Annotated in this window: 19 protein-coding genes; 10 read left to right on the forward strand and 9 right to left on the reverse strand. The window is 71.6% G+C overall.

Annotated features, from left to right (window positions below; translation table 11 throughout):
- A partial coding sequence (locus AC07RV_RS44820; RefSeq protein WP_495338107.1) for a TRAP transporter large permease subunit occupies positions 1-816 on the forward strand: 816 nt, incomplete at its 5' end.
- A 67-nt stretch (positions 817-883) separates the two neighbouring features.
- Here AC07RV_RS44820 and AC07RV_RS44825 read toward each other — a convergent pair.
- The 6 genes from AC07RV_RS44825 to AC07RV_RS44850 all read right to left on the reverse strand — a co-directional run bounded on the left by AC07RV_RS44825 (position 884) and on the right by AC07RV_RS44850 (position 8,567).
- The gene (locus AC07RV_RS44825; protein WP_296788823.1) at positions 884-1,852 is read right to left on the reverse strand and encodes a Bug family tripartite tricarboxylate transporter substrate binding protein; all 969 of its coding nucleotides are present in this window, start codon (positions 1,850-1,852) and stop codon (positions 884-886) included.
- Between the two features lie 46 nt (positions 1,853-1,898).
- Entirely contained in the window at positions 1,899-2,906 is a 1,008-nt protein-coding gene (locus tag AC07RV_RS44830; protein ID WP_296788822.1) for a hydroxymethylglutaryl-CoA lyase, read from the reverse strand.
- Positions 2,903-4,108, reverse strand: a complete 1,206-nt coding sequence (locus AC07RV_RS44835) for a CaiB/BaiF CoA transferase family protein (protein WP_208514023.1) — start codon at positions 4,106-4,108, stop codon at positions 2,903-2,905. The genes AC07RV_RS44830 and AC07RV_RS44835 overlap by 4 nt, the downstream gene beginning before the upstream one ends.
- Positions 4,105-5,490, reverse strand: coding sequence for an MFS transporter (locus AC07RV_RS44840; protein ID WP_296788820.1), 1,386 nt, complete (start codon positions 5,488-5,490; stop codon positions 4,105-4,107). The genes AC07RV_RS44835 and AC07RV_RS44840 overlap by 4 nt, the downstream gene beginning before the upstream one ends.
- Before the next feature lie 130 nt (positions 5,491-5,620).
- Positions 5,621-6,514, reverse strand: coding sequence for a LysR family transcriptional regulator (locus tag AC07RV_RS44845; RefSeq protein WP_261212297.1), 894 nt, complete (start codon positions 6,512-6,514; stop codon positions 5,621-5,623).
- A gap of 16 nt (positions 6,515-6,530) precedes the next feature.
- Positions 6,531-8,567: a PEP/pyruvate-binding domain-containing protein gene (locus AC07RV_RS44850; RefSeq protein WP_296788817.1), complete on the reverse strand. Its 2,037-nt coding sequence runs from the start codon at positions 8,565-8,567 to the stop codon at positions 6,531-6,533.
- 153 nt (positions 8,568-8,720) lie between these two features.
- Here AC07RV_RS44850 and gorA point away from each other — a divergent pair, with 153 nt between their 5' ends.
- Positions 8,721-10,082 carry a glutathione-disulfide reductase gene (gene gorA, locus AC07RV_RS44855; protein ID WP_296788815.1) on the forward strand — a complete coding sequence of 454 codons (1,362 nt, stop codon included), beginning with the start codon at positions 8,721-8,723 and terminating at the stop codon, positions 10,080-10,082.
- An 8-nt stretch (positions 10,083-10,090) separates the two neighbouring features.
- Here gorA and AC07RV_RS44860 read toward each other — a convergent pair whose 3' ends face one another.
- Positions 10,091-10,993, reverse strand: coding sequence for a ketopantoate reductase family protein (locus AC07RV_RS44860; protein WP_444814447.1), 903 nt, complete (start codon positions 10,991-10,993; stop codon positions 10,091-10,093).
- Between the two features lie 55 nt (positions 10,994-11,048).
- Positions 11,049-11,963: a LysR substrate-binding domain-containing protein gene (locus AC07RV_RS44865; protein WP_057592576.1), complete on the reverse strand. Its 915-nt coding sequence runs from the start codon at positions 11,961-11,963 to the stop codon at positions 11,049-11,051.
- Between the two features lie 184 nt (positions 11,964-12,147).
- Between AC07RV_RS44865 and AC07RV_RS44870 the strand changes: the two genes are divergently transcribed.
- The 7 genes from AC07RV_RS44870 to AC07RV_RS44900 all read left to right on the forward strand — a co-directional run bounded on the left by AC07RV_RS44870 (position 12,148) and on the right by AC07RV_RS44900 (position 19,102).
- Positions 12,148-12,924 carry an ABC transporter permease gene (locus AC07RV_RS44870; RefSeq protein WP_203203201.1) on the forward strand — a complete coding sequence of 259 codons (777 nt, stop codon included), beginning with the start codon at positions 12,148-12,150 and terminating at the stop codon, positions 12,922-12,924.
- Positions 12,921-13,949 (forward strand): ABC transporter ATP-binding protein, encoded by a 1,029-nt coding sequence (locus AC07RV_RS44875; protein WP_296788813.1) that lies wholly within the window; start codon positions 12,921-12,923, stop codon positions 13,947-13,949. The genes AC07RV_RS44870 and AC07RV_RS44875 overlap by 4 nt, the downstream gene beginning before the upstream one ends.
- Positions 13,950-13,974: 25 nt before the next feature.
- A complete protein-coding gene (locus AC07RV_RS44880) occupies positions 13,975-15,051 on the forward strand; it encodes an extracellular solute-binding protein (protein WP_296788811.1) in 1,077 nt (358 codons plus the stop codon).
- Between the two features lie 10 nt (positions 15,052-15,061).
- Positions 15,062-15,886, forward strand: a complete 825-nt coding sequence (locus tag AC07RV_RS44885) for an ABC transporter permease (RefSeq protein WP_296788809.1) — start codon at positions 15,062-15,064, stop codon at positions 15,884-15,886.
- Complete coding sequence (locus AC07RV_RS44890) at positions 15,834-16,385, forward strand: TIGR00725 family protein (protein WP_296788807.1); 552 nt, start codon at positions 15,834-15,836, stop codon at positions 16,383-16,385. Before AC07RV_RS44885 ends, AC07RV_RS44890 begins: the two co-directional genes overlap by 53 nt.
- A gap of 59 nt (positions 16,386-16,444) precedes the next feature.
- The gene (locus tag AC07RV_RS44895; protein WP_093354454.1) at positions 16,445-17,962 is read left to right on the forward strand and encodes an AMP nucleosidase; all 1,518 of its coding nucleotides are present in this window, start codon (positions 16,445-16,447) and stop codon (positions 17,960-17,962) included.
- Between the two features lie 147 nt (positions 17,963-18,109).
- On the forward strand, positions 18,110-19,102 hold the full coding sequence (locus AC07RV_RS44900) for a Bug family tripartite tricarboxylate transporter substrate binding protein (RefSeq protein ID WP_444814449.1): 993 nt from the start codon (positions 18,110-18,112) through the stop codon (positions 19,100-19,102).
- 12 nt (positions 19,103-19,114) lie between these two features.
- Here the strand turns inward: AC07RV_RS44900 and AC07RV_RS44905 are convergent, their stop codons facing one another.
- Entirely contained in the window at positions 19,115-19,816 is a 702-nt protein-coding gene (locus AC07RV_RS44905) for an ArsR/SmtB family transcription factor (RefSeq protein ID WP_203203208.1), read from the reverse strand.
- An 82-nt stretch (positions 19,817-19,898) separates the two neighbouring features.
- On the opposite strand from AC07RV_RS44905, the gene AC07RV_RS44910 reads away from it, so the two are divergent.
- Positions 19,899-21,077, forward strand: a complete 1,179-nt coding sequence (locus AC07RV_RS44910) for a cytochrome P450 (RefSeq protein ID WP_296788803.1) — start codon at positions 19,899-19,901, stop codon at positions 21,075-21,077.
- Positions 21,078-21,106 lie beyond the last annotated feature (29 nt).

The following is a 21,106-nucleotide window of genomic DNA, read 5'->3' on the forward strand; positions in this document are numbered from 1 at the left end:
CCCGCGCCCGCGCCCGCCGCCGCCGAAACCGCGCAGACCGCGCCGGCCGGCGCCAGCACCCGGCCGCCGCCCACCTGGTGGGTCGCGACCTTCTCGGTGCTCGGCGCGATCACGGCGCTGTTCTACCTGTTCCTGAGCTTCGCGCGGCTCGAGATCTTCAAGATGCTGCTGGCCTCCTTCTTCCCGCTGGTGCTGCTGATCCTCTCGGTGCTGGGCTCGATCGTGCTGGGCCTGGCCACGCCCACCGAGGCCGCGGCCATGGGCGCGCTCGGCGGCATGCTGCTGGCGGCGGCCTACCGGCGGCTCAACCTCGCGGTGCTCAAGGAGTCGGTGTTCCTCACCGCCAAGACCTCGGCGATGGTGTGCTGGCTGTTCGTGGGCTCGGCCATCTTCTCGGCCGCCTTCGCGCTGCTCGGCGGCCAGGCGCTGGTCGAGGAATGGGTGCTGAGCATGAACCTCACGAAGGTGCAGTTCCTGCTGCTGAGCCAGGTGATCATCTTCCTGCTCGGCTGGCCGCTCGAGTGGACCGAGATCATCGTGATCTTCATGCCGATCTTCATCCCGCTGCTCGACAACTTCGGCGTCGATCCGCTGTTCTTCGGCCTCTTGGTGGCGCTGAACCTGCAGACCGCCTTCCTCTCGCCGCCGGTGGCGATGGCGGCCTTCTACCTCAAGGGCGTGAGCCCGCCGCATGTCACGCTGAACCAGATCTTCCTCGGCATGCTGCCCTTCATGGGCATCCAGATCTTCGCGATCTTCCTGCTCTACATGTGGCCGCAGATCGGCCTGTGGCTGCCGCAGCTGCTCTACAAGTGAGAAAGACGACGGCGGAGGGGAAACGCATGGCGGCGGCCGACCACCGACCGCCGCCATGCGCGCGGTCTCACTCGCCTTCGATCTTGGCTGCCTCGACCACCTTGCCCCAGCGCAGGGACTCGGCCTTGCTGTAGTCGGCGAGCTTCTGCGGGTTCATGTAGTCGGCCGTGGCGCCGAGCTCGGCGGCCTTCTGCTGGAAGGCCGGCGTGGCCACCACCTTGGCGATCTCGGCACTGAGCTTGTCGATCACGGGCTGCGGCGTCTTCGCGGGCGCGAACACCGCGAACCACGAGGTCGCGTCGAGGTTCGGCAGGCCGACCTCGGCCGCGGTCGGCACGCTCGGCAGCGAGGCCACGCGCGCCTTGCCGGTGACGGCCACCGCGCGCAGCTTGCCCGACTGGATGAAGGGCATGAACGGCGGCGGCGTGCCGAAGGTCATGTCGACCTGCGCGCCCAGCAGGTCCTGCAGCGCCGGGCCGGTGCCCTTGTAGGGGATGTGCGTGAGCTGGATGCCGGCCTGCTGCTCGAGCATGGCGCCGGTCACGTGCTGCAGCGAGCCCGGGCCCGAGGAGGCATAGGTCAGCTTGCCGGGGTTGGCCTTGGCATAGGCGATCAGCTCGGCCATGGTCTTCACCGGCAGGCCCTCGCGCACCACCACCACCTGCGGCGCGCTCAGCACGTTGGCCACGGCGCGGAAATCCTCGGGCACCCATTGCGCCTTCTGCTTCGTGACGTGGGGCGAGATCACGTGGTAGCCCGAGTACTGCATCAGCAGCGTGTGGCCGTCGGCCTCGGCGCGCTTGACCGCCACCGCCGCGATCACGCCGCTGGCGCCGCCGCGGTTGTCGACCACCACCGGCTGGCCCAGCGCCTTGCCCAGCGGGTCGGCGAGCATGCGCCCCGCGATGTCGGTGGTGCCGCCGGCGGCCGTGGGCACCAGCATCGTGATCGGCTTGGAGGGATAGGTCTGGGCCAGGGCCGGGCCGGCGAGCAGCGCGGCCGCTGCGAGCGCGGCGATGAAGCGAAGGGGTTGCATGCGAATGTCTCCTGGTCTTGTGGGATGAAAGGGAAGCGAAGCGGTCTCAGTGCGCGCGCGCGGCCTCGCGCGCCAGCGCGCGTTCGCGCGTGGCCTCGAAGTCCGCGGGCGGCGCATGCAGGTCGAGCCGGCGGCCGGCCTTGACGATCTGGCTCGGGATGTCGTGGCCGATCAGCGCCGGCAGCCGGCGCGCGGCATCGATCACGCGCGCGAGGTCGACGCCGGTGTCCCAGCCCGAGAGCTCGAGCGCATGCACGATCTCCTCGCTGCAGACGTTGCCGGTGGCGCCCGGCGCATAGGGGCAGCCACCGATGCCGCCGATCGAGGCATCGAAGCGGCGCGCGCCGGCGTCGATGCCGGCCAGCACGTTGGCCAGCCCCATGCCGCGCGTGTTGTGGAAGTGCAGCGTGAGCTCGGTGCCGGGCCAGCGCTGCAGGAAGGCGCGCGCGAGCGCATGCACCTGGCCGGGCCAGGCCATGCCGGTGGTGTCGCACAGCGTGACGCCACCGGCGCCGAGCTCCTCGACGAAGCGCTCGCACCAGCCGAGCACGCCGGCCTCGGCCACGTCGCCCTCGATCGGGCAGCCGAAGCTGCACGACAGCGAGACGTTGACCGCCACGCCGGCCTGGCGCGCGAGCGCCGCCACCTCGGCCAGCGCGCGGAACGACTGCTCGCGCATCATGCGCAGGTTGGCGAGGTTGTGGCTCTCGCTGGCCGACATCACGAGGTTCATCTCGTCCACGCGCGCATCGATCGCGCGCTCGGCGCCGCGCACGTTGGGCACCAGCGCGGTGTAGGCCACGCCGTCCACGCGCTCGATCTCGCGCAGCACCACCTCGGCGTCGCGCAGCGCGGGAATGGCCTGCGGCGAGACGAAGGCCGAGACCTCGATCTTCGCCATGCCGGCGCGCGAGAGCGCGTTGCACAGCGCGATCTTGTCCTCGGTCGGCACGAAGGCCGCCTCGACCTGCAGGCCGTCGCGCAGGCCCACCTCGCACATCCGCACGCGGCGATCGCCGTCGAATGTTCTTCCGTTCCAGACCGCGTCGTTCATGCAACCACCTTCCTGCCGCGCAAGGCGGCGATGTCTTCCGATGTGAATCCGATCTCGCCGAGCACCGCGTCGGTGTCGTCGCCCAGCCGCGGCGCCGAGGAGCGCACCGTGCCCGGCGTGCCCATGAGCTTGGGCACCACGCCGGGCACCTCGATCTCGTGGCCGTCGCGCGTGGACTGGCGCAGCAGCATCTCGCGCGCGCGGTAGTGCGGGTCCTCGGCGATGTCCTTCGCGGTGTAGACCTTGCCCGCGGGCACGCGCGCCGCGCCGAGAACTTCGAGCACCGTCGCCACCGACTGCGGCAGCGTCCAGGCCTCGATCGCCTGGTCGATCTCGGCCACGCGCGCCACGCGGCCCGCGTTGTTCGCGAGCGCGGGATCGGCACCGAGGTCGTCGCGGCCGATGCTCTGCATGAGTCGGCGGAAGATGCTGTCGCCGTTGCCCGCGATCAGCACGTAGCCGTCGGCGCAGCGGTAGGCGTTCGAAGGCGCGATGCCCGGCAGCGCGCTGCCCGCGGCCTCGCGCACCGCGCCGAAGGCGCTGTACTCGGGCACCAGGCTCTCCATCACGTTGAACACCGCCTCGTTGAGCGCCACGTCGATGACCTGGCCCTGGCCGCCGTTGACCTTGCGGTGGTAGAGCGCGGTCAGCACGCCGATGGTGCCGTGCAGCGCGGCCAGCGTGTCGCCGATCGAGATGCCGCAGCGCACCGGCACCCGGCCCGGTTCGCCAGTGAGGTGGCGCAGCCCGCCCATCGCCTCGCCGATGGCGCCGAAGCCCGGCAGGTCGCGGTAGGGGCCGGTCTGGCCGTAGCCCGAGATGCGCAGCATCACGAGGCCCGGGTTGCGCTCGCGCAGCACCTCGTAGCCCATGCCCCAGCCCTCGAGCGTGCCGGGGCGGAAGTTCTCGATCAGCACGTCGGCCTCGGCGATCAGCCGGCGCGCGATCTGCTGGCCCTCCTCGCTGCGCAGGTCGAGCGCCAGCGAGCGCTTGTTGCGCGACTGCACCTGCCACCAGACCGAGGTGCCGTCCTGCAGCAGGCGCCAGTTGCGCAGCGGGTCGCCGCTGCCGGGCGGCTCGATTTTGATCACGTCGGCGCCGAATTCGCCGAGCGTCTTGCCGGCGAAGGGGCCGGCGATCAGCTGGCCCATCTCGATGACGCGCAGGCCTTGCAGCGCGCCGGGACTCAGGGGAAGGTTCATGGCTTGGGGGCTTTCTCGGCGAAGGCGATGCCGGACGCATGCAGCGCGCCGCTCGCGGGGGAACGTGAAGCGGCCGACGGACGCGGCTCGCGCCGGCGCAGCGATTCGGGCAGCGCGAAGGCCAGCAGCGCCGCGCACAGCAGCGCCAGCGCGCCGATGACGTAGAGCGCGGGCGTGGTGCTGCCGCTCAGGTCCTTGATGCGGCCCACCATCACCGGGCTCACGATGCCGCCGAGCTGGCCCAGCGTGTTGATCAGCGCGATGCCGCCGGCCGCGGCCGCGCCGCTCACCAGCTTGGGCGGCAGCGCCCAGAAGGCCGGGATCGAGGCGATCACGCCCGCGCCCATCACGGCCAGCGCGAGCACCAGCAGGTCGGTGTGGCGGTCGAACAGGCCGGCCGCGAAGAAGCCGATGGCCGCGAGCAGCAGCAGCGCGATCACGAAGCGGCGGCGCTCGCCGCTGCGGTCCGACAGCCGCCCGACCACCACCATCGCGATCGCGCCGCACAGGTAGGGCACGGCCGTCAGCAGGCCGATCGCCGTGGGATCGGTGCTGCCCGAGGCGCGGATCAGGTGCGGGGCCCAGAAGTTGAGGCCATAGGACGCGACCTGGATCAGGAAGTAGATCAGCCCGAGCATGAGGAAGCCCGGCGTCTTCAGCGCGTCGAGCAGCGAGCCGTGGGCGCCGGCCGCGCCGCCCTGTTCGGCGATGCGCAGCGACAGCCGCGTGCGCTCGTCGGGCGTGAGCCAGTGCGCGTCGGCGATGCGGTCGTCGAGCCGCACGAACACCAGCAGGCCGAGCACGATGCACGGCAGCCCGCCGACCAGGAACAGCCAGTGCCAGCCGGCCATGCCGAGCAGGCCGTCGAAGTGCGCGAGCACCAGGCCCGCGGCCGGCGCGCCGAACAGGCCCGCGAAGGCCGAGGCCAGGAACAGCATCGAGGTGATGCGGCCGCGGTGCGCGGCGGGGAACCACAGCGTGAGGTAGAACAGCACGCCGGGCGCGAAGCCCGCTTCCATCGCGCCGATCACGAAGCGCAGTGCATAGAACTGCCACTCGGTCTGCACGAACATCATGAGCGCGGTGGCCACGCCCCACGAGACCATGATGCGCGCGATCCAGCGCCGCGCGCCGACCTTGTAGAGCATCAGGTTGCTCGGCACCTCGAACAGCACGTAGCCGACCACGAACAGCCCGGCGCCGAAGCCGTAGGCGGTGTCGCTGAGGCCCAGGTCGCTTTGCAGCGCGAACTTGGCGAAGCTGATGTTGATGCGGTCGAAGAAGGCGAAGAGATAGCACACCATGATGAGCGGCATGATTCGCCACGCGACCTTGCGCACGATGGCGCCGTCGTCGTCGAGGAGGGAGGTGGGGGTAGCCATGGGAGCCTTTGTCTGCGCGGCTCGCCAGCACGACGCCGCATTCGTTGCCCGGATTCTGGGCAGCGCGGCCGCGCGGGAGAACGACAAAGGCGCGCACGCAGCTTTCGCGGAACGCGAAAGCGCCCGAGGGTTAACCCTGGCAGAGGTGGTCGATCAGGGTGCGCACGTGGCGCGGCACCACGCCGGCGTCGCGCAGGCCGATCAGCAGCCGGCGCTCGGCCCAGGCGTCGTCGAGCGCGATCTCGCGCAGGCCCATCGAGCGCAGGTGCGGCTGGATCGCCGCGTGCGGCAGCACGGCCACGCCCATGCCGGCCGCCACCATCTGGCAGACGGCATCGAAGCTGCGCACCTGGATGCGCAGCCGCAGCCGCCGGCCCAGCGCCTCGGCCGCGGCCTGCAGCCGCTGCGCGAGCGAGGTCTCGGCCGGCAGGCTCACGAAGTCGTACTCGGTCGCCTCCTCGAGCCGCACGCTGCGCCGGCGCGCCAGCGGATGGCCGCGCGGCACCACCATCACCAGCCGGTCGACGCGGTAATTGACGATGTGCAGCCCGAGGCTCGGCGTGCCCTCCGCGAAGATGCCCGCGTCGGCGCGGCCGTCGAGCACCGCGAGCACGATCTCGCTGCTGTTGCGTTCCTCGAGCTCGATGCGGATGCCGGGATTGGCCGCCACGAATCCCGACAGCCCGCGCGGCAGGAACTGCGTGACGGCCGAGGTGTTGACCCACAGCCGCACCACGCCGAGCACGCCCGAGGCGTAGTCGGACAGGTCGGCCGCGAGCTGGTCGACGTCGTCGAGGATGCGCTGCGCATGGCGGTGCAGCGCATCGCCCGCGACCGTGAGCGTGACGCCGCGCGAATGGCGCTCGAGCAGCGGCGTGCCCACGGCCGCCTCGAGGTCGGAGATGCGCTTGCTGGCCGCGCCCACCGCGAGGTGCGCGAGCTCGGCGCCCTTGCTGATGCTGCCGGTGCGCACCACCAGGTTGAACAGCGACAGCGAGACCAGGTCGAGGCGGTGCAGGTTCATGGCGCCGGTCCCTGCTTCAGCGGCGGCGCTCGACGTACGGCCGCGCCTGCAGCAGCACGATGCGCTCGCCCACGGTGGCCCATTCGATGTCCTGGTCGACACCGCCGAAGCCGCGCTTGACCGCCGCGCCCACGTTCGCGAGCCGCACCACGAGTTCGTCGGTCAGCACGCTGCGGCCGGCCTCCAGCGGCACCTCCTTCACGCCGCCGTCCTTGTCGAGCTGCAGCGCGCTGTCCTCGGCCGAGCGGCTCAGCACCTGGATCGCCTTCGACCAGCTCGAGTACATGAGCTGCTCGGCCACGCGCCGCCCTTCGACCACGCGGATGCCGATGCCGCGCTTGGCCGAGATGTAGGTGACGTGCGGATGGCCGGCGTCGAAGGGATCGCGCGTGATCATCACGCCCGCGCTGGTGGCGTCGATCGCGGTCTGCACGAACACGCCCATCAGCACCGATTCGGCACCGAAGCCCGCCGCGCCGCGCGCCTCCCAGGCCTCGGCATTGAACACCGAGGCCCAGACCTTCTTCACCGCGAGCTCGAGCGCGTCGCCGTTCTTCACGTTGGGCACGGTGGTGTAGAGGCCGGCGCCGCTGAAGCCCGGCAGGTCCTCGGAGTTGGACGAGCTGCGCACGAACACGCCGCCGCCGCCGAGCTGCGACTGCCAGGCCGCGCGCCACGCGGCCGCGGTGGCGGGATCGACCGGCCACTGCACGATCTCGGCGCGCAGCGCCTCGAGCGCGCGCTGGCGCACCAGCGGATCGGCCGCGAAGCCCGGCGCCTGCTGCATGCGCGCGATGCGCTCGGCCAGGCCGTTGGCGCGCATGAAGCGGTCGTAGTGCGCGAACGGAATGCAGAAGCCGTCGGGCACGCTGGTCGACGGTATGCGCGCGGCCTGCAGCGCGCCGAGGTTGGCCGCCTTCACGCCGCACTGGGTGCTGTTGCGAGCGCGCAGCGAAGCCAGCGGCAGCAGCCGCGCCTCGCGCAGGTCGGGCCGCACGGCCGCGGCACCGCCCGGCGCGGCGCTGCCGCGGCCTATGGCGGCCGTGCGCGCGGCGCGCGTGGGCAGCGCCGCGATCTCTTCCGGCGTGAGCGGGCGCACCTGGTAGCCCGAGGCCGCGACCTTGAGCGCCACCCACTGGCCCGCATGCGCGCGCAGCGCCTCGGCCGCGTCGCGCACGTAGGCATTGGGAATGCCCCAGCCCTTGGCCAGCAGGTTGACGTGCGACAGCGCCGTGGACGGCCGCTCGGTCAGCACGCCCGCCACCGGCGGCAACGCGATCGGCACCTGGCGCAGCACTGCGATGTCCTCGGGCAGCAGCGCGTTGACGGCGCCCTCGTCCTCGACGATGCGCACCCGGCCGCTGGCCGTGCCGAGGTTCATCGGCAGGTAGGGCTGCTCGCGGATCAGCGCCTCCTGCGTCACGAAGTCGACGCCGGCCTCGCGTGCCACGCGCTCGTGCAGCGTCGAGTTGGTCTTGAACTTCACGGGCGCGAAGAAGCTGGCCTTCACCGCGCGGTCGGCCTCGCGCAGCAGCGGCTCGGTGAGCCGGTCGCCTTCCCAGAATTCGTAGCCGAAGCCCGCGACGTTCTGCTGCCAGCTCAGCGTGCCGAACAGGAAGCGCCGGTCGGGCACGAGGTAGTTGCGATCGATCTCGCGCTTGCCCGCGTGGGGCGCCAGGCCGGTGTCGCGCACGAAACGCACATGGAGTTGCCAGCGCGGCGTGTCGAGGTAGTACACGCGCGGCGCCGGCTTCGCGCGCCGGTCGATCACGAACAGCACGTGCGGCAGCGCCATCGGCGTGCCGGCATCGTAGGTGCGCGCGAGCGCGTCGAAGTCGGCGCGGCTGGCGAGCGCGGGCAGCGACGAGGCGCCGCCGGCGGGGCGCACGGGCGAGGCCGGTTCCTCCACGCGCTTCTGAGCGTCATAGAACGAGGGCTTGCGCGCGAGCTGCGCATCGGCGGGCAGGGGCGCGAGAACGGACAGGCACGACACGAGCAGCGCAAGCCGGCGCGCAACCGCGCCGCGTGGAAGGTGCCTGGGGTCGTTCTTCATGCGCTTGTCTCTGTCCTTCGTTGCCGACGAGCGCGGATTCTCGCTCCACCGCCGCCGGCGCGCGCGACGCCTCGGAGCGTGCTCCAAGCCCCGTGCCCGGCAGCGGTCATCGCCGCGGGCTACAGTGCGCTCGCAAAGGAGCGCCTTTCTTCCATGTCCACCCCCTACGACTTCGACCTCTTCGTCATCGGCGGCGGCAGCGGCGGCGTGCGTGCCGCGCGCATGGCCGCGCAGACCGGTGCCCGCGTCGGCCTGGCCGAGGCCGCCGAACTCGGCGGCACCTGCGTCAACGTCGGCTGCATTCCCAAGAAGCTCTACAGCTACGCGGCCGGCTATGCCGAATCCTTCGAGGAAGCGGCGGGCTACGGCTGGCAACTGCCGGGCGAACCGGTGTTCGACTGGTCGCACCTGAAGTCGCAGCGCGCCAAAGAGATCTCGCGGCTCAACGGCATCTACGCCTCGCTGCTCAAGAACTCGGGCGTCACGCTGGTCACGGGCTGGGCCCAGCTCGCCGATGCCCACACGGTGGAGGTCGACGGCAAGCGCTACACCGCGCGCCACCTGCTGGTAGCCACCGGCGGCACGCCCTTCGTGCCCGACATCCCGGGCCGCGAGCACATCGTGACCTCCGATGCGATGTTCGACCTCGACCCGTTCCCGCGCCGCCTGCTGGTGGTGGGCGGCGGCTACATCGCCTGCGAGTTCGCCTCGATCTTCAACGGGCTCGACGCGAAGGTCACGCTGCTGCACCGGCGCGCGCACCTGCTGACCGGCTTCGACGACGACGTGCGGCAGTTCCTCGCCAACGAGATGGGCAAGGCCGGCGTCGACGTGCGCCTGAACTGCGAGGTGGCCTCGGTCACGCGCACCGCCGACGGCCTGGTGGCCACGCTCGCGCGCGGCCAGCAGATCGAGGCCGACACGGTGCTGTTCGCCACCGGCCGCGTGCCCAACACGCAGGGCCTGGGCCTCGAGGCCGCGGGCGTGGCGCTCGACGAGCGCGGCGCGATCGCGGTCGATGCGCACTACCGCAGCTCGGTGCCTTCGATCTATGCCGTGGGCGACGTCTCCACGCGCGTGCAGCTCACGCCGGTGGCGCTGGCCGAGGCGATGGTGGTGGTCGACGAGCTGTTCGGCAAGGGCAAGCGCCGGCTCGACTACGAGTTCATTCCCACCGCGGTGTTCACGCACCCGAACATCGGCACCTGCGGCTACGGCGAGCTCGACGCGCGCGCGAAGTTCGGCCAGGTCACGGTGTTCTCGAGCGAGTTCAAGTCGCTGCGCCACACGCTCTCGGGCCGCAGCGAGCGCACCTTCATGAAGCTGGTGGTCGACACCAAGAGCGACCGCGTGGTGGGCCTGCACATGGTGGGCGCCGACGCGGGCGAAGTGGTGCAGGGCTTCGCGGTCGCGATGCGCGCGGGCGCCACCAAGGCGATGTTCGACAGCACAGTGGGCATCCACCCCACTGCTGCCGAGGAGTTCGTGACGATGCGCGAGCCGATGCCGGGCTGAGGCCCGGTTCAGGCCCGCGCCGGCTTGTCCTCGAGCAGCCGCACCAGCGTCCACAGCAGCCGGTTGGCCGGCACCGGCACGCCCAGCGCCTCGCCGCGGCGCAGCACGAAGCCGTTGAGATGGTCGATCTCGCTGCGCTTGCCGCGCGCGAGGTCCTGCGCGGTCGAGGAGAACTGCGCGGGCATGGTGCGCGCGATGCCCGCCACCGCGGCACCGATGTCGCCCGGGATCGTCACGCCCTCGGCCCGCGCGACCGCGAGGCATTCGGCCACCACGTCGCGCAGCACGCCGGGCACGCCCTCGTTGCGCACCAGCACGCCGTAGGGCAGCTGCGTGATCGCCGACAGCGCGTTGTAGGCGCAGTTGAGCACCAGCTTGGCCCACAGCGCGCCGCGCACGTTGTCGGAGATCTCGGTCGGCACGCCGGCCGCGCGCAGCGCCTGCGCGACTTCCTCGCCGCGGGCCGAGGGCGCGATCACGAGTTCGCCGCGGCCGTTGTGCTTGACGTGGCCCGGGCCCGCCATGCCGGTCGCGACATAGACCACGGCCGCGGCCACCTCGTGGGATCGCAGCACGGAGCGCGCGCGCTCGTCGTTGTCCACGCCGTTCTGCAGCGTGAGCACCAGCGCGCCGGGCGCGAGATGCGGCGCGATCTGCGCGGCGGCGGCCTCGGTGTCGGTCGACTTGACGCAGAACAGCACGAGGTCGGCGCCCCGCACTGCATCGGGCTCGGTGCTCGCGGCCATGGGCACGTGTTCGTCGAAGGTCTGGGCCTCGAGGCGCAGGCCGCGCGCCCGCACGGCCTCCACGTGCGCGGGCCTGCCGATCAGCACCACCTCGTGGCCCGCGCGCGCCAGCATGGCGCCGTAATAGCAGCCGACCGCGCCGGCGCCCATGACTGCGACTTTCATCGATGCATCGTCCTTGTCGTGATGAGGGATGGCGAGCGTAACCACTCGCGCGACTTCATGCCTCGGCCTCGACGCCGCGCGACTTCTGGCCTTCGTCGAGCAGCCAGGCGCGAAAGGCCGCGAAGGCCGGCAGGTCGAGCCGGTCGGGCCGGTAGCAGAGGTAGTGGCCCTGGTTCACGCCGACCGGCGTGCCGCAGGGACTGAGCAGCGAGCCCTCGGCGAACTCCTCCTGCACCAGCAGCTTCGGCACCAGGCCGATGCCCAAGCCGTTGAGCGCGGCCTGGATCAGCGCCGAGTACTGCGCGAAGCGCGGGCCGGCCACGGTCTGCACCTCGGGCACGCCGTGCTGCGCGGCCCACTGGCGCCAGGCGGTGGGCGCGCCCTCGTGATGCAGCAGCGTGTGGCCGAGGATGTCGGCCGGCTGCGCGATGCGGTGCCGCCCCTCGACCAGCGAGCGCGCCACGATCAGCACGAACTCGCGGCCCGCGATGTATTCGGACACCACGCCGGGCCAGCCGTCGGGGCCGTAGCGGATCGCCGCGTCGACCCCGGCCGGGATGCCGTCGCTGGGCTCGAGATGGCGGCTGAAGCTCAGCATGACGTGCCGGCTCTTCTGGCTGAAGGCGGGCAGCCGCGGGATCAGCCACTTGGTGAGGAAGGTGGGCACGCTCGCGAGCGTGAGCAGGCCGGCGCCGGCATCGCCCGAGCGCGCCTCGAAGGTGGCGGTCTCGATCGCGCGCAGGCCGCCGGCGATCTTCTGCCAGTAGACGCGGCCCTGCGGCGTGAGCTGCACGCCGCGCCCGTTCTTCTGCAGCAGGGCCCGGCCGAGGAAGGCCTCGAGCCCCGCGATCTGCTTGCTGACCGCGCTCACGGTGATGCACAGGGCGCCGGCCGCGAGCGTCAGGCTCTCGTGGCGCGCCACCGCGTCGAAGGCCAGCAGCTCCTGGATGGTGGGGCAGTCGCGCTTCATGCATGGCTCCGGTTGATGAAAGTTCGGTGAAAAACAGTTGCCAACAGCTCAAGTGTCGTCATCCAACTTTCACCCATGAATACCAAGGCGCTTCCTAGAATTCAGGCCGATGCGGCGGAAGACCCGGCGCAGACAGTAGCGCATCCGGAAAGTATGCCGGCCGCGCGTGACACGGAGACAACCCTTGGTTCGCGGCATCTCGCTCCTCTACGGCCTGTATCTGCTGCTGCCCATCGCCCTGCTGCTGGTCGGCAGCGTGGGCGGCAACTGGACCAACACGCTGCTGCCCACGGGCCTGACCGGGCAGTGGTATGTGGACCTCTGGCTCGACACCTCGTTTCGCAAGGCCTTCGTGAGCAGCCTGGTGGTGGCGCTCTCGGCCTGCGCGATCAACACCGTGCTGGCGCTGCCGCTGGCCTATGCGCTGTACCACGGCGCGCGCCGCGGCGGCAGCCTGGCGGCGCGCATCGTGAGCGCCACGCCGGTGGCGGTGCCGGCGATCACGCTGGCCTTCGGCTACATGATCGTGTTCAACACCGACCTCGCGCCCTGGCTGGGCTCGATGCCGCTTCTGATCGCGGCGCACGCGATCCTCACGCTGCCCTACCTCACGAACACGCTGCTGACCGACCTGCGCCACCTCGACCTGGACCGGCTCGAGCAGGCCGCGGCCACGCTCGGCGCCTCGGGCTGGCAGCAGTTCAGCGGCATCGTGCTGCCGAGCCTGCGCCAGAGCCTGATCAGCGGGCTGGTGATGGTGGCGGCGATCTCGGTCGGCGAGTTCGGCGTGTCGAACCTGCTCACCAGCTTCCAGAACCGCACCTATCCGGTGGTGCTGCTGCAGGCCTTCTACGGCGCCACGGGCTTCGCCTGCGCGGCCACGGTCATCCTCCTGGTGCTGGCGAGCGCGTCGGCGCTTCTTTCCTCCTCCCTGGTGAAGCAACGCGCCGTCACGCCATGAGCCTCCTCCTCGACACGGTCAGCTACAACTACCCCGGCAGCACGCACGGGCTGCACGAGGTCTCGCTCGACGTGCGCACCGGCGAGCTGGTCGCGGTGATCGGGCCCAGCGGCTCGGGCAAGTCGACCCTGCTCAAGCTGGTGTCGGGCCTCGAGACCGGCCACACGGGCCGCATCGCGCTCGACGGCGAGGACATGTCGCGCACGCCGGTGCACCGGCGCCACATCGGCATGGTGTTCCAGAGCTATGCGCTGTTCCCGCACCTGAGCGTGCTCGACAACGTGGCCTACGGCCTCAAGCTGCGCAAGGTGGCGACCGCCGAGCGCCGCCGGCGCGCGCAGGCGCTGCTCGACACCGTGGGCCTGGGCGAGTACGCGCAGCGCGCCGTCGCGCAGCTCTCGGGCGGGCAGCAGCAGCGCGTGGCGCTGGCGCGCGCGCTCGCGATCGACCCGCGCGCGCTGCTGCTCGACGAGCCGCTGTCGGCGCTCGATGCCGGCGTGCGCGGCCACCTGCGCGACCAGATCCGCGCGATCCAGCAGCGCTTCGGCGCCACCACCTTGCTGGTCACGCACGACCAGGAAGAGGCGCTCGCCATGGCCGACCGCGTGGCGATGCTCAAGGACGGCCGGCTGCTGCAGATCGCCACGCCGCGCGAGATCTACGAGCAGCCCGCGAGCCGCGCGGTGGCCGAGTTCGTCGGGCTCTCGACGATCCTGCCGGCCAAGGTCGCGGGCCTCAACAAGCTCGACCTGGGCTTCGCCCAGCTCGCGGCGCCCACCGGCATGCGCGCGCCCGGCACCGCGCTGCACGTGCTGGTGCGGCCCGAGCACATCGCGCCCGATCCCGCGCCCGGCACGCCGAACCGCATCGCGGGCCGCTGCGGCGCGCAGCGCTACCTGGGCTCTCTGACGCGCTACGACTTCGAGGTGCCGGGCGCCGCCAGGCCCTTCCTCGCCGAATCGGCGCGGCCGGCCACGGAGGCGATCGCGATCGCGCCCGAACACCTTCGCCTGCTCGACCACTGAATCATCTACTCCCGAGGAGTCACCCATGCAACGCAGACATCTGATCCAGGCCGCCGGCGCACTGCCCGTGCTGGCGCTCGCGCGCACCGCCTTCGCCTTCGACGGCCCCGAGCTCTACGCGGGCGAGAAGGCGCTCTACGCCGAGGCGCAGAAGGAAGGCCTGTGCGTCTCCTTCGACACCGGCCCCGAATGGGCCAACTGGAAGTCGCTGTTCCGCGACTTCAAGAAGCGCTATCCCGAGATCGAGCTGACCTACAACGACATCGGCTCGGCCGCCACCGTGGTCGCGCTGGAAAAAACGAAGCGACGCCCGCAGGCCGACACCGCCTACTACTTCGCGGCCTCGGCCGTGGATGCCGCGAAGAAGGACGTGGTCGCGCCGTTCAAGCCCGTCAACTTCGACAAGCTGCCGGCCGTGTTCCGCGAGGCCGAGGGCCGCTGGTTCACCATCCACACGCTCAACATCGCGTTCCTCGTGAACAAGAAGCTGGTGAAGAACGTGCCCACCGGCTGGGCCGACCTGCTCAAGCCCGAGTTCAAGAGCACGGTCGTCTACCTCGACCCGCGCTCCACCGGCATCGGCCAGGTGCTGACCTTCGCCGCGGCCTATGCCAACGGCGGCGGCGTCGACAACGTGCAGCCCGGCACCGACTACCTCGGCAAACTGCATGCGGCCGGCAACGTGCTGCGCGTGGAAGGCACCACACCGTATGCCAAGTTCCTCAAGGGCGAGATCCCGGTCTGGATCAGCTACGAGAACGACGGCCTCAAGGCCAAGCATGTCGACGGCATGGGCGACGCGGTCGAGGTCGTGATCCCAAAGGAGGCCAGCGTGGCCGCGCCCTATGCGATCAGCCTGGTGAAGAACGGCCCGAACCCGAACGCCGGCAAGCTGTGGCTCAACTTCATCATGAGCGAGGCCGGCCAGTCGCTGTTCGCGCAGGGCTTCGTGCGGCCCGCGGTGCCGGGCACGCCGCTGTCCGCCGACGTCGCGGCCAAGATGCCGGCCGCGCCGCAGATCAAGCCGCTCGACGTGGTGAAGGCCTCGGAGCGCAAGGCCGAGCTCGACAAGCTTTGGGCCCAGGCCGCGCTGGGGAAGTAGGCGCTTCGTGATGAGACGCTTCGGTGCCTGGCCCGCCTGGGCCTTCATGGCGCTGTTCTTCGCGGTGCCGCTGGCGGCACTGCTGCCCGAGGCCTTCGCCGAGCGCGGCAGCGCCTTCGGCCGGCTGGTCGGCAACCCGCTGTTCTTCGGCGCGCTGCGCAACACGCTGGCGCTCGGGCTGGCGGCGGGCGCGGTGTCGGCGCTGGTCGGCACCTGCATCGCGATCGAGCTCGCGCGCCAGCCGGCCGCGCGGCGCCAGTGGCTGATGACCCTGCTGGGCCTGCCGCTGGCCTTCTCGGGGCTGGTGATCGCCTACGGCTTCATCCTGGCCTTCGGCCGCGCGGGTTTCGTGACCCAGCTCATGGCCGGGCTCGGCGCCGATCCTGCCGTGCTCGGCAGCTGGATCTACAGCGTGTCGGGCCTGGGCTTCGCCTATGCCTACTACCTGATCCCGCGCGTGGCGCTGTCGCTGTACCCGGTGTTCGCCAACCTCGATCCGCGCCCGGCGCAGGCCGCGCGCACGCTCGGCGCCTCGCGCGCACGCGCCTTCTGGGACACGGTGCTGCCCGAGGTCGCGCCCTCGGTGCTGTCGAACGCCTGCATGGTGGCCGCGATCGCGATGGGCACCTACGGCACGGCGCTGGCGCTGGTGGGCACGCAGCTCAACATCCTGCCGCTGATGCTGCTGGCGCAGGTGGGCGACGGCGGTTCCGATTTCGCGGTGGCGGCGGCCCTGTCGCTGGTGCTGATGGTGGTGTGTGTGATCGTGATGGGAGTGGGCGATGTGCTTACGCGAAGGCGCGAACGCGGTGCGGTGGTCGGCGCCGGTCATTGAGGCGCTGGCGCGCCTCGCGCAACGGCAGCGCGGGCCCGACCGCCATCGCCAGCCGGTGGCGATCATCGGCCCCGGCGACGGCGGGCCCGCCGAGTGCGAGGCCGCCTATGCGGTCGCGCATGCGCTGGCCGGCGCGGGCATGGCGGTGGTGTGCGGCGGGCGCGGCGGCGTGATGGCCGCGGCCTCGCGCGGCGCCACCGAGGCCGGCGGCATCGCCGTGGGCATCCTGCCCGAGGACGACGACCGCAACGCCAACGAATGGCTCAGCGTGGCCATCCCCACCGGCATGGGCGAGCTGCGCAACGGCATCGTCGCGCGCAGCGGCCTGTGCCTGGTCGCCATCGGCGGCAACATGGGCACGCTGTCGGAGATGGCGATGGGCCTCAAGTGGGGCAAGCCGGTGTTCGTGATGCACGGCGACGTCGAGCTGCCGGGCGCGGTGCCCGCGACGGATGCGGACGACATGCTCGCGAAGGTGCTGGGCTGCCTGCTGGCCTGAAGGGCGAGCCGGCCGGAAGCGTTCCGAAAGCGGTCACGACGGCATTGCACAATGCCGCCATGCCCTACATGCCCCCCTTCGTCGCACCCGCCCGCTTCACCGACGCCGCCGCCGCGCTCGACCAGGTGAAGGCCATCTACCAGGGCGGACTCGCCCATCTGCGCGAATCGATGCTGCGCTTCGTGGACGGCGACGAGCTGCCGGGCCGCGTGCGCGCCTGCTATCCCTTCGTGCGGGTCCACACCCACACGGTGGCGCGCCACACGCCGCCGGCCAATGCCGGCCTGAGCTACGGCTTCGTGGCCGGCCCCGGGCGCTACGAGACCACGCTGACGCGGCCCGACCTCTATGCGCGCTACTACCTCGACCAGTTCCGGCTGCTGCTCGAGAACCACCAGGTCGAGCTCGAGGTGGGCACCAGCACGCAGCCGATCCCGATCCATTTCTCGTTCGCCGAGAACGACCACATCGAGGGCACGATGAGCCCCGAGCGGCGCGCGCTGATGCGCGACGTGTTCGACCTGCCCGACCTGGGCGCGATGGACGACGGCATCGCCAACGGCACCTTCGAGGCGCTGCCCGGCGAGGCGCAGCCGCTGGCGCTGTTCACGGGCGCGCGCGTCGACTACTCGCTGCACCGGCTGCGCCACTACACGGGCACCCTGCCCGACTGGTTCCAGAACTTCGTGCTGTTCACCAACTACCAGTTCTACATCGACGAGTTCGTGCGCCTGGGCCACGAGGCGATGGCCGACGAGAACAGCGAGTACATCGCCTTCATCGAGCCCGGCAACGTGGTGACGCGCCGGCGCGGGCTCTCGGCCGGCGCCAGCGCCACCTTCGGCCACCTGCTCGACGGCAGCCAGGGCACGGCGCCGCCGCGGCTGCCGCAGATGCCGGCCTACCACCTGGTGCGCGAGGACTACAGCGGCATCACCATGGTCAACATCGGCGTCGGCCCGGCCAATGCCAAGACCATCACCGACCACATCGCGGTGCTGCGCCCGCATGCCTGGATGATGCTGGGCCACTGCGCGGGCCTGCGCAACACGCAGCAGCTCGGCGACTACGTGCTGGCCCATGCCTACGTGCGCGAGGACCACGTGCTCGACGAGGAGCTGCCGCTGTGGGTGCCGATCCCCGCGCTGTCGGAGATCCAGCTCGCGCTCGAGCAGGCGGTGGCCGACGTCACGAAGTGCGAGGGGCCCGAGCTCAAGAAGATCATGCGCACCGGCACCGTGGCGAGCACCGACAACCGCAACTGGGAACTGCTGCCCGGCAACCAGCCGCAGCGCCGCTTCAGCCAGAGCCGCGCGGTGGCGCTCGACATGGAGAGCGCGACCATCGCGGCCAACGGCTTCCGCTTCCGCGTGCCCTACGGCACCCTGCTGTGCGTCAGCGACAAGCCGCTGCACGGCGAGATCAAGCTGCCCGGCATGGCCAACCACTTCTACCGCGAGCGCGTGGAGCAGCACCTGCGCATCGGCATGCGGGCGATCGAGATCCTGCGCCAGGAAGGCTCGACCCGGCTGCACAGCCGCAAGCTGCGCAGCTTCGCGGAAGTGGCGTTCCAGTAAGGCCTGGCCCGCCAAAAGCGTGACTTAGTTCCGCATTTGGCGGGACTGGAGGCCCATTCCCCGGGTTTTCCCCTGGGCGCCTGTCACCGACACGACAGGCGCCGTGCGTCATCATTTGTTTACCTTTTTAGACAATCGGAAACAAACATGCCGCACCCGACCGCCCTGCCGCCTTCGCCCGGACGCCGGCGCTTCCATGCCTGGCTGGGCGCGATGGCCGTGCTGGGAACGGGGGCCGCGCGCGCGGCCGAGCCGCAGCTGACCGCGAAGCTGCGCATCGTGATCCCCGCCAACGAGGGCGGCGGCTGGGACCAGACCGGCCGCGCGCTCGGCGCCGCGATGCTGGCCTCGGGCGCGGTGGGCGACGTGGTCTACGAGAACATCGGCGGCAAGGGCGGCACCATCGGCCTCGCGAAGTACGTCGAGAAATACGACGCCGACCCCGACGCGATCCTGATGAGCGGCATGGTGATGGTCGGCGCGGTGGCGCTGCAGAAGCCGGCCGTGACGCTGGCCCAGGTGGCGCCGGTGGCGCGCCTCACGAGCGACTACGAGGTGGTGGCGGTGCGCGCCGATTCGCCGATCAGGACGCCCAAGGACCTGATCGCCCAGCTGCGCGCCGACGCCGCCAAGACGGTGATCGCCGGCGGTTCGGCCGGCGGCGTGGACCACATGTACGCCGGCATGCTGGCGCGCGTGGCGGGCAACACCGCGGCGCTGGTCTACCAGCCGCACCCGGGCGGCGCGCAGGTGGTGGAGTCGCTCGAGTCGGGCAAGTCGGCGGCCGGCATCTCGGGCTACAGCGAATTCAGCGAGGCCCTCGCGAGCGGCAAGCTGCGCGCCATCGGCGTGTCGGCCAGGCGGCCCTTCCTCGGCATCCCCTCGGTGCGCGAACAGGGCGTGGACGCCGACCTCGCCAACTGGCGCGGCGTGCTCACCGGCAAGAAGGTGACGCCCGAGCGGCGCGCCGTGCTGCTCGAGGCGGTGCGCCGCGCCACCGTGGCCGACCTCTGGCAGAAGACCATCCGGAAGAACAACTGGGACGCCTACTGGATGGCGGGCAAGGACTTCGAGGGCTTCCTCGAACTCGACACCGCGATGGCGGGCCCGCTGATCTACCTGCTCAAGCTCAAGGCCTGATTCGAGGCCCGATCAGGCACCGGCGAACAGCTCGGGCATCTCGCGCACGGCCTTGGGCGTGAGCGCGAGCGCGCGGCCGTCGAGCTCCTGGCGCACCCAGCCGCGCTTCAGCGAGAGCTGCAGCCACGCGGCGCCGAGCGCGCCGCCCAGGTGCGGCCGGCGCTCGCTCCAGTCGAGGCAGGCGCAGGCGAAGCGGCGGCGCGAACGCCGCACCGCATCGACCTCCACGCCCAGGCTCTCGAGCGCGACCGCGCCCTCGGTCGTGAGTTCGTAGGAGCCGCTCGCGAGGCCGCTGAGCCAGCCCTGCGCATGCAGCCGGTCATGCAGCGCGACGCCAGCCGTGCCGGCCATGTGGTCGTAGCAGGTGCGCGCGCTGCGCAGCCGGCTCGGCGTGCTGGGCTTGAACCCGGCCACGCGCGGCGCGCCGGCCACCACCATCAGGCCTTCGAGCGCGGCCGCCACGTCGTCGTCGGCGAGCCGGAAGTAGCGGTGCTTGCCCTGCACCAGCAGCGCGACCAGCCGCTCCTCCCTGAGCCGCGCGAGGTGCGCGCTCGCGGTCGAGGGCGCGACCTCGGCCACGGTCGCGAGCTCGGTGGCGGTGCGCGCATGGCCGTCCATCAGGCAGCTGAGCATGCGGGCGCGCGCGGGCTCGGCGATGGCGCCGGCGAGGCGGGCGAGCTGGAGGTCCGGGTTCGCGGAGGCGGCGGTGTTCATGCGGCGATCCTAAGGCGCCATGCCATCCCACACTTCGGCCGTGAGCGAAGTGTGGCGGACACGGGCGGCGCAGACTTCGGCCATGAGCACGCCGCACCCCACCCTCGAGACGATGGCCCCGACCGACCCCGTCAAGGCCGTCGTGCATCCCGATCCCTATCCCTACTACGCCACCCTGCGCGACGGCCCGCCGCTGGCCTGGAACGCCACGCTGCGCCTGTGGGTCGCGAGCCGCGCCGAGGTCATCGAGACGCTGCTGCAGGCCCACGGCGCGCTGCGCGTGCGCCCGGCCGCCGAGCCGGTGCCGCGCGCCATCGTCGGCCAGCCCGCGGGCGAGGTCTTCGGCCACCTGGTGCGCATGAACGAAGGCGCGGCGCACCAGGCGCACCGGCCCGCGCTGCAGCGCGCGCTCGCGGGCCTCGACCTGCAGGGCGCGCATGCCACCGCGCTCGAAGCGGCCACGGGCACGCGCGCGCTGCCGCTGTCGGACGCGCTGTTCTCGATCCCGCTGCGCGCGGTGGCGCGGCTGCTGGGCTTCGGCGATGCGGCGCTGCCGCGGGTCGACGGCTGGATGCGCGACTTCGTGGCCTGCCTGTCGCCGCTGTCGAGCGAAGCGCAGCTGCGTGCGGCGAGCGTTGCCACGGCCGCGCTGATGGCGCGCTTCGAGGCCCTGGTGGCCGACGCACCGGCCGCGCGCGGCACGCTGCTCGCGGCGGTGCGCGAGGCCGAGCCCGCGGGCACGCCGCCCTCGCGCGCGCTGCTCGCGAACCTCGTCGGCCTGCTGTCGCAGACCTGCGATGCCACGGCCGGCCTGCTCGGCAACGGCCTGATCGCCTGGCGGCGCGAACCGGCCGCGCGCGAGGCCGCGGCCACGCACGATGGCCTGCAGATGGTGGTGCAGGAGACCGCGCGCCACGACCCTTCCGTGCACAACACGCGGCGCTTCGTGACCGAGCCGGTGGACATCGCGGGCACGACGCTGGCCGCGGGCGATGCCGTGCTGCTGGTGCTGGCGGCCGCGAACCGCGATCCGGCCTTCAATCCCGAGCCCGATCGCTTCCAGCCGCTGCGCGCGCGGCGCCGCATGCTGGGCTTCGGGCATGGCCTGCATGCGTGCCCGGGGCAGGCGCTGGCCTGCACGCTCGCGGCGGCCGGGCTCGAGGCCTTGCTGGGCGAGCGCCGGGCCGAGGTCGAGCGGCTGCTCGAACGCGGGTGGCGCTATCGGCCGTCGGTCAATGGGCGCATTCCGCAGTTCGATTGAGACCCCACCGTTCACGCTGAGCTTGTCGA

The sequence above is a fragment of the Variovorax sp. GW821-FHT09B01 genome (assembly GCF_059418345.1).